This window comes from Streptomyces rubradiris, assembly GCF_016860525.1.
Taxonomy (GTDB): domain Bacteria; phylum Actinomycetota; class Actinomycetes; order Streptomycetales; family Streptomycetaceae; genus Streptomyces; species Streptomyces rubradiris.
Genome location: NZ_BNEA01000001.1, coordinates 1,896,466 through 1,909,431, shown reverse-complemented (window position 1 = coordinate 1,909,431; position 12,966 = coordinate 1,896,466). Strand labels below are relative to the sequence as shown.

Sequence of the window (12,966 nt, the reverse complement as noted above, 5' to 3'; positions counted from 1 at the left end):
GTACGTCAACGTGCCCTTCGACCAGGCGCAGAACAAGTTCGACACCGCGGCCGGCGCCACCGGCGCCCCGGACGTGCTGCGCTCCGAGGTCGGCTGGACCCCGCCTTCGCCAAGAAGGGCTTCTTCCTGCCGCTGGACGGCACCGAGGCCCTCGCCGACCAGGCGAAGTTCCAGCCGAGCCTGATCAAGCAGGCCCAGTACGGAGGCAAGACCTACGGCGTCCCGCTGGTCACCGACACCTCGCGCTGGTCTACAACAAGGCCCTGTTCCAGAAGGCCGGCCTCACCGAGGCCCGGGGGACCTGGACGAGCTGAAGGCCGCCGCCGCGAAGATCAAGGACAAGACCGGGGCCGACGGCTACTGGGGCTCCGTCCAGGCCTACTACGCCCCGCCATTCCTCTACGGCGAGGGCACCGACACCGTCGACGCCCGCCGCCAAGAAGATCACCGTGACCTCGGCCGCCGCCAAGAAGGGCTACGGCACCTGGCAGAGCCTGTTCTCCGGCAAGGGCCTGCACAAGGCCGACACCACCGCCGACGCCTACGCCCACTCCAGGACGCGTTCGTCAACGGCAAGGTCCCGCGATCATCCAGGGCCCTGGGAGATCACGAACTTCTACAAGGGCAGCGCCTTCAAGGACAAGAAGAACCTGGGCATCGCCACCGTCCCGGCCGGCTCCACCGGCAAGGCGGGCGCCCCGACCGGCGGCCACAACCTGTCGGTGTACGCCGGCTCGGACAAGGCCCACAGGCGCGGCCCTGAAGTTCGTGAACTTCATGACCTCCGCCAGGCGCAGGAGACCATCGCCCTGAAGAACTCACCCTGCCCACCCGCTCCGACGCCTACACCGCGCAGGTCAAGGCCGACCCGGCATCGCCGGCTACCAGGGCGTCCTGGCCGCCGCCCAGCCCCGCCGGCACTGCCGAGTACAGCTCCCTGTGGGTCCCGCTCGACACCGAGCGGCCAATGTCGCCGGCGGCAAGGAGTCGCTGGACAAGGGCCTGGGCACGCCGACTGGCCTCTCCGAGCTGCTGGACGGCTTCGGCAAGTGAGCCCGGGTGGCCGTCGGCCGCTCCCGCCGCGCGCGTGGGAGGAGACCGGCGGCCACCGCCCTGTGCCCGGCCCGCCCCCCTGATCCAATGAAGGTGTCGAACCATGACAGTCGCCATCGACCGAGCCACCGGCAAGCGCCGCGGGGACCGCGCGCCTCGTCCCGGCTGGGGCAGCGCGTCAAGAACGGCCTCCAGAAGTACTGGTACGCCTACGCGATGATCGCCCCGGTGGTCATCGTGCTCGGCGTCCTCGTCGGCTACCCGCGGCCCGCGGCTTCTACCTCACCCTCACCGACGCACACAGCCTCAACTCGGCGCGGACGATCGGCGTCAACCACATCGACGCCACCTACGAGTTCATCGGCCTGGACAACTACCAGGACTCCTGTTCGGCCCGACGGCCTACGACCGGTTCTGGTCGCACTTCCTGTGGACCGTCTTCTGGACGGCCGCCTGCGTCGCCCTGCACTACGCCCTCGGGCTCGGCCTCGCGCTCATGCTGCACCAGAAGCTGCGCGGCCGCACCGTCTACCGGCTGCTGCTCGTCCTGCCCTGGCCGTGCCGACCTTCGTCACCGTCTTCTCCTGGCGGGATCATGCTCGCCGACTCCGGCGCGCTCAACCAGCTCCTCGGCGCCCTCCACCTGCCCCAGCCGGCCTGGCTGGAGGACACCTTCTGGCAGCGGTTCGCCGCGATCATGGTGAACACCTGGTGCGGTGTGCCGTTCATGATGCTCTCGCTGCTCGGCGGGCTGCAGTCCATCGACTCCACGCTCTACGAGGCCGCCGAGATGGACGGCGCGAGCGCCTGGCAGCGCTTCCGCCACGTCACCTTGCCCGGACTGCGCGCGGTCAGCTCCACCGTGGTCCTGCTCGGCGTCATCTGGACCTTCAACCAGTTCGTCATCATCTTCCTGCTGTTCGGCAAGAACTCCGCCCCGGACGCCCAGATCCTCGTCACCTGGGCCTACCAGCTGGCTTCGGCCAGCAGCCGCGCGACTTCGCCCAGTCCGCCGCCTACGGCGTGCTGCTGCTGTCGATCCTCACCGTCTTCACCTCCTTCTACTTCCGCTGGCTGAAGCGCAATGACCAACTCGCCGTCTGACGCCGCAGGAGCCGCCGCCATGAGCACCACGACCCTGGACACCACGAAGACCGCGCCGGCCCCCGCCGCCGTACCCGTCCGCCGCACCCGCCGGCGCGGCGAGCGCGGACCGCTCGGCACCGCCCTGCTGCACGGCGGCCTCGCCCTGGCCAGCCTGATCGCCCTCGCCCCGGTGGCCTGGCTGTGCTACCTGTCCCTCGGCCCGGACAAGGACGACTACCTCCACCCGGGCGGCATCGCGGGCAAGCTGACCTTCTCCAACTACAGCTTCGTGCTCCAGCACACCGGCTTCCTCGACTGGTTCAAGTCGACGCTGATCGTGGCCCTCGGCACCACCGTGATCGGTGTCCTCGTCGCCGCCACCACCGGCTACGCGGTCTCCCGGATGCGCTTCTCCGGCTACAAGCAGCTGATGTGGGTCCTGCTGCTCACCCAGGCCTTCCCGATCGCCATCCTGATCGTGCCGATGTACGAGATCTTCAGCGAGCTCGGCCTCATCGACACCTACTGGGCGCTGATCGCCATCAACTGCTCCACCGCCGTGGCCGTACAGCGCCTGGCTGCTGAAGGGCTACTTCGACACCATCCCGTTCGAGATCGACGAGGCCGGGCTGGTGGACGGCTCAGCCCTTCGGCACCTTCTTCCGGCTGATCCTGCCGCTGGCCCGCCCGGGGCTGGCCGTCGCCGCGTTCTACACCTTCATCACCGCCGTCGGCGAGGTCGCCTTCGCGACGACCTTCCTGCTGGACGACTCCAAGTACACCTTCGCCGTCGGCCTGCAGACCTTCGTCAGCGAGCACGACGCCCAGTGGAACTACATGGCCGCCACCGCGGTGCTGATCGCGATACCGGTGACGGTGTTCTTCTACCTCGTGCAGAAGAACCTGGTCACCGGCCTCACCGCCGGCGGCACCAAGGGCTGACGCCCGCACCGGCCGGGCGGGCCGCGGTGGCCCAACCGACCCCGCCGCCACCGCGGCCCGCCTCGTACTCCGGCCATCAACGACCGCCCACCATGCACCAGTTACGTATCAAGGACGCCATGAGCCAGCAGCACTCCGCCGCACCGGCCCGCCACTCCAGCGCCGTCACCGTCGCCGACCGCCGCGACTGGTGGCGGGACGCGGTCATCTACCAGGTCTACCCGCGCAGCTTCGCCGACGGCAACGGCGACGGCATGGGCGACCTGGAGGGCGTACGCTCCCGCCTGCCGTACCTGCGCGACCTCGGCGTGGACGCGGTGTGGCTCAGCCCCTTCTACGCCTCCCCGCAGGCCGACGCCGGCTACGACGTCGCCGACTACCGCGCCGTCGACCCGATGTTCGGCTCCCTGCTGGACGCCGACGCGCTGATCCGCGACGCCCACGCGCACGGCCTGCGCGTCATCGTGGACCTGGTCCCCAACCACTCCTCCGACCGGCACGAGTGGTTCAAGCGCGCCCTCGCCGAGGGTCCCGGCTCCCCGCTGCGCGAGCGCTACCACTTCCGCCCCGGCAAGGGAGACAACGGCGAACTGCCGCCCAACGACTGGGAGTCCATCTTCGGCGGACCGGCCTGGACCCGGGTGACCGAGCCGGACGGCACCCCCGGCGAGTGGTACCTGCACCTGTTCGCCCCCGAGCAGCCCGACTTCAACTGGGAACACCCGGCCGTCGGCGACGAGTTCCGCTCGATCCTGCGCTTCTGGCTGGACATGGGCGTGGACGGCTTCCGCATCGACGTCGCCCACGGCCTGGTCAAGGCGGCGGGCCTGCCCGACCTCGGCACTCACGACCAGGTCAAGCTGCTGGGCAATGACGTCATGCCGTTCTTCGACCAGGACGGCGTGCACGCCATCTACCGCCAGTGGCGCCGCATCCTCGACGAGTACTCGGGTGACCGCATCTTCGTGGCCGAGGCGTGGACCCCGACCGTCGAGCGCACCGCGAACTACGTGCGCCCCGACGAACTCCACCAGGCGTTCAACTTCCAGTACCTGGGCACGGCCTGGGACGCCGAGGAGCTGCGCACGGTCATCGACCGCACCCTGGACGCGATGCGCCCCGTCGGCGCCCCCGCCACCTGGGTGCTGTCCAACCACGACGTCACCCGGCACGCCACCCGCTTCGCCAACCCGCCCGGCCTCGGCACCCAGATCCGCACGGCCGGCGACCGCGAGCTGGGCCTGCGCCGGGCCCGCGCCGCCACCCTGCTGATGCTCGCCCTGCCCGGCTCGGCCTACCTCTACCAGGGCGAGGAACTGGGCCTGCCGGACGTCGTGGACCTGCCCGACGAGGTCCGCCAGGACCCGGCGTACTTCCGCGGCGCGGGCCAGGACGGCTTCCGCGACGGCTGCCGGGTGCCGATCCCGTGGACCCGTACGGGCTCCTCCTACGGCTTCGGCGACGGCGGAAGCTGGCTGCCCCAGCCGCCGGCCTGGGCCGAGCTGAGCGTGGAGGCGCAGACCGGGACCCCCGGCTCCACGCTGGAGCTGTACCGGTCGGCGCTGCGGGTCCGCCGGGAGCGGCCGGACCTGGGCGCGGGCGAGTCGGTGGAGTGGCTGCGCGCGCCGGAGGGCGTCCTGGCCTTCCGGCGGGGCGACTTCGTGTGCGTGGCCAACACCACCGGCGAGTCCGTGACGATGCCGTCCCACGGCCGGGTGCTGCTCGCCAGCGGCGAGGTCACCGAGGCGGACGGCGAGACGAAGGTGCCCGCCGACACCACGGTCTGGTGGTCCGCGGAGCGCTGACGCCCGCACCGGAGCGGCCCCCTGACGCTCCGTCGGAGAACTTTCCCGCATCACCTTCACTCCGGCCCGCTGCCTTCCGGGCAGCGGGCCTTTACCATCTGCGTCACCGCAAGCTTGCTGAAAAGTTTCAGCAAACCGCTTCAGCGGCCCCCACCCCCTTCACCGTCGAAGGAACCCCACATGGCACGCAGCGCACTCCCCACGGCGGTCGCCCTCACCGCCGCCGCCCTGATGGGCATGACCCCGACTACCGCAGAGGCCGCCCCGCCCGGCACCAAGGACGTCACCGCCGTCCTCTTCGAGTGGAACTACGACTCCGTGGCCAGGGAGTGCACCACCGCCCTCGGCCCCGCCGGCTACGGATACGTCCAGGTCTCCCCGCCCGCCGAGCACATACAGGGCGCCCAGTGGTGGACGTCGTACCAGCCGGTGTCGTACAAGATCGCCGGCCGGCTCGGCGACCGCACGGCGTTCCGGAACATGGTGGACACCTGCCACGCGGCCGGGGTGAAGGTCGTCGCCGACGCCGTCGTCAACCACATGTCGGCCGGCTCGGGCACCGGCACCGGCGGCTCGTCGTACACCAAGTACGCCTACCCGGGCCTGTACTCGTCCTACGACTTCGACGACTGCACCGCCCAGATCTCGGACTACTCCGACCGCTGGAACGTCCAGCACTGCGAACTCCTCGGCCTGGCCGACCTGGACACCGGCGAGGAGTACGTCCGCAAGGCGATCGCCGGTTATCTGAACGACCTGCTGAGCCTGGGCGTGGACGGCTTCCGGATCGACGGGGCCAAGCACATACCGGCCGCGGACCTGGCGGACATCAAGAGCCGGCTGACCAACCCGTCGGTCCACTGGAAGCAGGAGGTCATCCACGGCGCGGGCGAGGCCGTCCAGCCCTCCGAGTACACCGGCAACGGAGACGTCCAGGAGTTCCGCTACGCCTACGACCTCAAGCGGGTCTTCACCGCCGAGAAGCTGGCGTACCTGAAGAACTACGGCGAGGGCTGGGGCTACCTGAGCGGCTCGGCCGCGGGCGTCTTCGTGGACAACCACGACACCGAGCGCAACGGCAGCACGCTCTCCTACAAGAGCGGCGCGAACTACACCCTGGCCAACGTCTTCATGCTGGCCTGGCCGTACGGCGCCCCCGACGTCAACTCCGGCTACGAGTGGTCGGACGCCGACGCCGGCCCGCCGAACGGCGGCCGGGTGGACGCCTGTTGGCAAAGCGGCTGGAAGTGCCAGCATGCCTGGCCGGAGATCAAGTCCATGGTCGCCTTCCGCAACGCGACCCGGGGCCAGGCGGTCACGAACTGGTGGGACAACGGCAACGACTGGGTCGCCTTCGGCCGGGGCGCCAAGGGATACGTGGCCATCAACCACGAGCCGGGCAGCATGACCCGCACCTACCAGACCTCCCTGCCCGCCGGGACCTACTGCGACGTGCAGGGCAACAGGCCGGTGACGGTGAATGCCGGCGGTCAGTTCACCGCCACCCTGGCCCCCGACACCGCCCTGGCGCTGTACGCCGGCAAGCCGGACTGCTGAGGAGCCACCCAGTGACACCACGATGGCCGGCGCCGCCCAGGCGCCGTACCCGGCGGCGCGCCGGTGCCGCGGCCGTCAGCGCCGCGGCCCTCGCCGCCACGCTGCTGTCGCCCCTGGCCGCCCACGCGGCCGGCCCGCCCGCGCCTCCCTCGGACGCGAAGCTGGCCGCCGCACCCGCCCGGCACGACGCCACCCGCGAGCAGTTCTACTTCGTCCTGCCGGACCGCTTCGCCAACGGTGACCCGTCCAACGACCGCGGTGGTCTGACCGGTTCGCGGCTGCGCACCGGCTACGACCCCACGGACAAGGGCTTCTACCAGGGCGGCGACCTCAAGGGCCTGACGCAGCGGCTGGACTACATCAAGGGGCTCGGCACCACGGCCATCTGGCTGGCGCCGATCTTCAAGAACCGCCCCGTGCAGGGCACCGGAAGCAACGCTTCGGCGGGCTACCACGGGTACTGGATCACCGACTTCACCCAGGTCGACCCCCACTTCGGCACCGACCAGGACCTGAAGAACCTCATCTCCAAGGCCCACGCCAAGGGCATGAAGGTCTTCTTCGACGTCATCACCAACCACACCGCCGACGTCGTCGACTACGACGAGAAGACCTACGACTACCTCTCCAAGGGCGCCTTCCCCTACCTCACCGAGGACGGCCGCCCCTTCGACGACGCCGACCACGCCGACGGCACGGGGAAGTTCCCGCCCGTCGGCACCGGCTCCTTTCCCCACACCCCGAGGGCGACCAGCCAGGCCAAGGTCCCGGCCTGGCTCAACGACCCGGCGATGTACCACAACCGGGGCGACTCCACGTACACCGGCGAGTCCACCACCTACGGCGACTTCTCCGGCCTGGACGACCTGTGGACCGAGCGCCCCGAGGTCGTCCGCGGGATGGAGCGGATCTACCAGCGCTGGGTGCGGGACTTCGCCGTCGACGGCTTCCGGATCGACACCGTCAAGCACGTGAACATGGAGTTCTGGACCCAGTGGGCCACCGCGCTGGACCGCTACGCGGCCGAGCGCGGCCGGAAGGACTTCTTCATGTTCGGCGAGGTCTACTCCGCCGACCCCGCCGTCACCGCCCCGTACGTCACCCGGGGCCGGCTCGACGCCACCCTCGACTTCCCCTTCCAGGACGCGGCCCGCGCCTACGCCTCCCAGGGCGGCAGCGCCCGGAAGCTGGCGGCCGTCTTCGGCGCCGACCACAAGTACACGACTGACAAGGCCAACGCCTACGAACAGGTCACCTTCCTCGGCAACCACGACATGGGCCGCATCGGAACCTTCCTGAAGCAGGACAACCCGAACGCGACCGACGCCGAGATCCTGGCCAAGGACCGGCTCGCCAACGAGCTGATGTTCCTCAGCCGGGGCAACCCGGTCGTCTACTACGGCGACGAGCAGGGCTTCACCGGCTCCGGCGGCGACAAGGACGCCCGCCAGACCATGTTCGCCTCCAAGGTCGCCGACTACCTGGACGACGACGAGATCGGCACCGACCGCACCCACGCGAGCGCCGCCTACGACACCGGCGCCCCGCTGTACCGGCGGATCGCGGACCTGGCCCGGCTCCGCAAGGCCGAGCCGGCCCTGACGGACGGGGTGCAGACCGAGCGGTACGCGGCCGACGGCCCCGGGATCTACGCCTTCACCCGCACCGACGCCGCGTCCGGCCAGGAGTACGTCGTGGCCTTCAACAACGCCGGCTCGGAGCGGACGGCGACCTTCGCGACCGGGTCGCCGGACATGACGTACCGGGGGATCCACGGCGCCACCGGCCCGGTGCGCTCCGACGGCGACCGGCGGCTCACCGTCACCGTCCCGGCCGGGTCCGCCGTCGTCTACAAGGCGGCCGGAAAGCTCGCCGAGCCCACCGCCGAGCCCACGATCACCCTGACCGCCCCGGCCGCCGGAGCCACCGGAACGGTCGACCTCAGGGCCGACGTCGATGGGGGACAGCTCAACCGGGTCGTCTTCGCCGCCCAGGTCGGCAACGGGAAGTGGCGGACGCTCGGCTCCGCCGACCACGCCCCCTACCAGGTCACCCAGACCCTCGGCACCGACGTGCCCGCCGGGACCGCCCTGCGCTACAAGGCCGTCGTCATCGACTCGGCCGGGCACACCGCGAGCGCCACGGCGAGCAGCACCACCGGCACCCCGCCCGCGCCCGAGGTCCCCAGGGCCTCCTCCCGGGACTACGCGATCGTGCACTACAAGCGCCCCGACGGCGACTACGACGGCTGGGGCCTGTACGCCTGGGGCGACCTGGCCGACGGCGAGGCCACCACCTGGCCGGCCGGCCACCCCTTCATCGGCCGGGACGCCTACGGCGCCTTCGCCTACGTCAAGCTCCGGCCGGGCGCCTCGAACGTCGGGTTCCTGGTCGTCGACAAGGACGGGAACAAGGACATCTCCGCCGACCGGTTCATCGACGTCACCCGCACCGGCGAGGTGTGGATCGAACAGGGCGAGGCCGACGTGCGCACCGAGCGGCCGGACCACCCCGCCCAGGACCCGGCCAAGGCCGTCCTGCACTACCACCGCGCCGACGGGGACTACGACGGCTGGGGCCTGCACGTCTGGACGGGCGCCGCGCACCCCACCGACTGGTCGCGGCCGCTGGAGCCGGTGAAGACTGATGCCTATGGCGCGGTCTTCGAGGTGCCCCTCACCGCGGGTGCCACCAGTCTCGGCTACATCATCCACAAGGGCGACGAGAAGGACCTCCCGGCCGACCGGAGCCTTGACCTCACGGCCGACGGCCACGAGGTGTGGCTGGTGAGCGGCCAGGAGAAGCACCTGCTGCCGCAGCCGGCCGGCACCGCCGCCGCGCTCGACCTCACCACCGCCGAGGCGGTGTGGATCGACCGGGACACCGTCGCCTGGAACGGCGTGGCGGGTGCCGCCTCCACCCAGTTGCTGTACTCCCTCGACGGCTCCCTGACCGTCCGGGACGGGACCCTGAGCAGCGACGACGAGCGCTGGATCAGGCTGGGGAAGACGGCCCTGACCGACGCGCAGAAGGCGAAGTTCCCCCACCTGAAGGACTACGCCGCCTGGTCCGTGGACCCGCGCGACCGGGACCGGGTGCGTGAAGCGGTCAAGGGGCAGCTGGTCGTCTCGCAGCGGGCGGAGAACGGGGCCGTGCTGGCGGCGACCGGTGTGCAGACCGCCGGTGTGCTGGACGACCTCTACCCCGGTGCCACGAAGGCGCACCTCGGACCGGTGTTCCGCGACGGAAGGCCCACGCTGTCCGTGTGGGCCCCGACGGCGCGGAGCGTGTCGCTGGAGCTGGACGGTTCGGTCAGGAGCATGCGGCGGGACGACTCCACGGGCGTGTGGTCCGTGACGGGGCCGGCGTCCTGGAAGGGCAAGCCGTACCGGTACGTGGTGAAGGTGTGGGCGCCCAGCGCGGGCAAGGTGGTCACCAACAAGGTCACCGACCCGTACTCGCTCGCGCTCACCGCGGACTCCGAGCGCAGCCTGGTCGTGGACCTGGACGACAGGTCCCTGGCCCCGGCGGGCTGGTCGGACCTGCGCAAGCCGAAGGCCGTGCCGCTGCGGGACGCGCGGATCCAGGAGCTGCACATCAGGGACTTCTCCGTCGAGGACCGCACCTCCAGGCACCCGGGCACCTACCTGGCGTTCACCGACAAGGACAGCGACGGTTCCCGGCACCTGAGGAAGCTGGCCGAGTCGGGGACGTCGTACGTGCACCTGCTGCCCGCCTTCGACATCGCCACGATCCCCGAGCGCAAGGCGCACCAGGCGGTCCCGGACTGCGACCTGGCCGCGTTCCCGGCGGACTCCGAGCGGCAGCAGGAGTGCGTGGCCGAGGCGGCCGCGAAGGACGCGTACAACTGGGGATACGACCCGTACCACTACACCGTCCCCGAGGGCTCCTACGCCACCGACCCCGACGGTACGGCCCGGACGGTCGAGTTCCGCCGGATGGTGCGGGCGCTGAACCAGGCCGGGCTGCGCGTGGTGATGGACGTGGTGTACAACCACACGGCGGCGAGCGGGCAGGCGGACACCTCCGTACTGGACCGGATCGTGCCGGGCTACTACCAGCGTCTGCTGGCGGACGGGTCGGTGGCGAACAGCACCTGCTGCGCCAACACCGCGCCGGAGCACGCGATGATGGGCAAGCTGGTGGTGGACTCGGTCGTCACCTGGGCCAGGCAGTACAAGGTCGACGGGTTCCGGTTCGACCTCATGGGCCACCATCCCAAGGCCAACATCCTGGCCGTCCGCAAGGCCCTGGACGCGCTGACCCTCGCCAAGGACGGCGTGGACGGCAAGGAGATCATTCTGTACGGGGAGGGGTGGAACTTCGGCGAGGTCGCCGACGACGCCCGGTTCGTACAGGCCACGCAGAAGAACATGGCCGGAACCGGCATCGCCACCTTCTCCGACCGGGCCCGGGACGCGGTGCGCGGCGGTGGCCCCTTCGACGCCGACCCCGGCGTGCAGGGCTTCGCCTCGGGGCTGTACACCGACCCCAACACCTCCGCCGCCAACGGCACGAAGGAGGAACAGCGGGCCCGGCTGCTGCACTACCAGGACCTGATCAAGGTCGGGCTCACCGGGAACCTCGCCGGGTTCCGTTTCACGGACACCGTGGGCAGGCGGGTCACGGGCGCGGAGGTGGACTACAACGGCTCACCCGCCGGGTACGCCGACGCCCCCGGCGACGCCCTGGCCTACGCGGACGCGCACGACAACGAGTCGCTGTTCGACGCGCTGGCCTACAAGCTGCCCCAGGGCACGTCCGCCGGTGACCGGGCCCGGATGCAGGTCCTGGCCATGGCCACGGCCGCCCTCTCCCAGGGGCCGGCGCTGTCGCAGGCGGGCAGCGACCTGCTGCGCTCGAAGTCCCTGGACCGCAACTCCTTCGACAGCGGGGACTGGTTCAACGCCATCCACTGGGACTGCGCCGACGGCAACGGCTCCGGCCGCGGGCTGCCCCCGGCGGCCGACAACCGGTCCAAGTGGGACTACGCCAGGCCGCTGCTCCGCACGGTCCGGGTCGGCTGCCCGGAGATCACCGGGGCCTCGGCCGCCTACCGGGACCTGCTGCGCATCCGGACCACCGAGCGGGCCTTCTCCCTGGCCACCACCGCCGAGGTCCAGGACCGGCTCTCCTTCCCGCTGTCCGGCAGCAACGAGACCCCGGGTGTGATCACCATGAAGCTCGGCAACCTGGTCGTGGTCTTCAACGCCACCCCCGAACGGCAGGACCAGCGCGTCGGCGCCCTCGCCGGCACCTCCTACACCCTCCACCCCGTGCAGGCCACCGGCGCGGACGACACCGTGAAGTCCTCGTCCTACGCGGAGGGTTCGGGCACGTTCACCGTCCCGGCGCGGACCGTCGCGGTGTTCACCCGGGCGGGGAACTAGGGTGAGGCCGTTGCCTAGGACAGGAGTGCGCATGCCGCAGATCACCATCGACTACTCCGGCCTCATGGAGGACGCCTTCGACCGCGCGGGGTTCGCGCGGGCGCTGCACGAGGCCGTCGTGGAGATCGCGGCGGCGAAGCCGGAGGCGTGCAAGACGCAGTTCCGGCCGAGCGCGTTCACGGCGTTCGGGTACGAGGACCCCGGGGCGCGCGGGCACGCCGTCGCGCACGTGACCATCGGGCTGCTCGCCGGGCGCCCCGACGAGACGAAGGCACGGCTGACGCAGCGGGCCGTGGAGCTGCTGCGGGAGCATGTGGCGGGCGGGGCGTTCACCCTGCACGCCTCCGCGGAGATCCGCGACCTCGACCCGTCGTACCGGAAGGCCGACGCGTAGGGCGCCCCGCTCAGGAACCGAGCGCGATGAGCCGGCCGGCCAGCACCGCGAAGGGGCCGTCGGCCGGCTCGTCCTTCACCAGCGTGCGCACCAGCTCGGCCATGCCCTCGTCGTGGGCGGCGCTGACGGCGGCCAGCGCGGCGAAGTCGTGCACGAGCTGCGCCTCCAGCTCGGCGCGCGGCACCCGCCTGCCCTCCAGCCAGATCAGGGCCGTGGACTCGGCGAGCGAGATCCAGGAGCGGACCACCAGCTCCAGCCGCGGCGACGCCTCGGTCACGCCCAGGTGCGACAGGATCTGGTCGTAGGCGGCCTGCCGTACGGAGTCGATGAGCGCGTTGGTCGCCGACGAGCCGACCGCCGGGCCACCGCGCAGCAGCGCCGAGAAACCGGGGCCGTGCTCGTCCACGAAGTCGAAGTAGCGGCCCATCACCCGCAGCAGCCGGGCGCCGAGCGGTCCCTCGCGCGGCTCGTCGAAGCGGCTCGCCAGATCCTCCGCCGCCCGCTTCAACGCCGCCTCGTACAGGCTGAGTTTGCCCGGGAAGTAGTGGTACACCAGCGGACGGGAGATGCCCGCCGCCGCGGCTATCTCGTCGATCGAGACCTCGTCGGGCGAGCGTTGGCTGAACAGCTCCAGGGCGACGCCGATCAGCTGCTGCCGACGCTCCTCGACGCCCATCCTGCGGCGAACCCCGGTCCTCATGCGAACACCTTACCGAGC

The 12,966-nt window shown here is 71.0% G+C and carries 5 protein-coding genes and 3 pseudogenes; 7 read left to right on the top strand and 1 reads right to left on the bottom strand.

The features are described from left to right. The 7 genes and pseudogenes from Srubr_RS08830 to Srubr_RS08800 form a co-directional block, all read left to right on the top strand. A pseudogene (locus Srubr_RS08830) lies at nucleotides 1-1,053 on the top strand (extracellular solute-binding protein); the annotation flags it as partial. 103 nt (nucleotides 1,054-1,156) lie between these two features. After that, nucleotides 1,157-2,157, top strand: a pseudogene (locus Srubr_RS41830) (carbohydrate ABC transporter permease). A 19-nt stretch (nucleotides 2,158-2,176) separates the two neighbouring features. Beyond that, nucleotides 2,177-3,081: pseudogene (locus Srubr_RS08820) on the top strand (sugar ABC transporter permease). 119 nt (nucleotides 3,082-3,200) lie between these two features. After that, the gene (locus Srubr_RS08815) at nucleotides 3,201-4,886 is read left to right on the top strand and encodes a glycoside hydrolase family 13 protein (RefSeq protein WP_189996455.1); all 1,686 of its coding nucleotides are present in this window, start codon (nucleotides 3,201-3,203) and stop codon (nucleotides 4,884-4,886) included. Between the two features lie 180 nt (nucleotides 4,887-5,066). Further along, nucleotides 5,067-6,443 (top strand): alpha-amylase, encoded by a 1,377-nt coding sequence (locus Srubr_RS08810; RefSeq protein WP_189996456.1) that lies wholly within the window; start codon nucleotides 5,067-5,069, stop codon nucleotides 6,441-6,443. A gap of 11 nt (nucleotides 6,444-6,454) precedes the next feature. Then, a complete protein-coding gene (gene pulA / locus Srubr_RS08805) occupies nucleotides 6,455-11,854 on the top strand; it encodes a pullulanase-type alpha-1,6-glucosidase (RefSeq protein WP_189996457.1) in 5,400 nt (1,799 codons plus the stop codon). A 31-nt stretch (nucleotides 11,855-11,885) separates the two neighbouring features. Beyond that, on the top strand, nucleotides 11,886-12,248 hold the full coding sequence (locus Srubr_RS08800; protein ID WP_189996458.1) for a 5-carboxymethyl-2-hydroxymuconate Delta-isomerase: 363 nt from the start codon (nucleotides 11,886-11,888) through the stop codon (nucleotides 12,246-12,248). Nucleotides 12,249-12,258: 10 nt separating this feature from the next. On the opposite strand, the gene Srubr_RS08795 is transcribed toward Srubr_RS08800, so the two are convergent. Next, entirely contained in the window at nucleotides 12,259-12,948 is a 690-nt protein-coding gene (locus Srubr_RS08795) for a TetR/AcrR family transcriptional regulator (protein ID WP_189996459.1), read from the bottom strand. Nucleotides 12,949-12,966: the final 18 nt, after the last annotated feature.

What these genes read in the sequence shown, in the direction of transcription:
- Srubr_RS08815 (WP_189996455.1), top strand. Translation starts at nt 3,201, where the DNA reads ATGAGCCAGCAGCACTCCGCCGCACCGGCCCGCCACTCCAGCGCCGTC.
- Srubr_RS08810 (WP_189996456.1), top strand. Translation starts at nt 5,067, where the DNA reads ATGGCACGCAGCGCACTCCCCACGGCGGTCGCCCTCACCGCCGCCGCC.
- Srubr_RS08800 (WP_189996458.1), top strand. Translation starts at nt 11,886, where the DNA reads ATGCCGCAGATCACCATCGACTACTCCGGCCTCATGGAGGACGCCTTC.
- Srubr_RS08795 (WP_189996459.1), bottom strand. Translation starts at nt 12,948, where the DNA reads ATGAGGACCGGGGTTCGCCGCAGGATGGGCGTCGAGGAGCGTCGGCAG.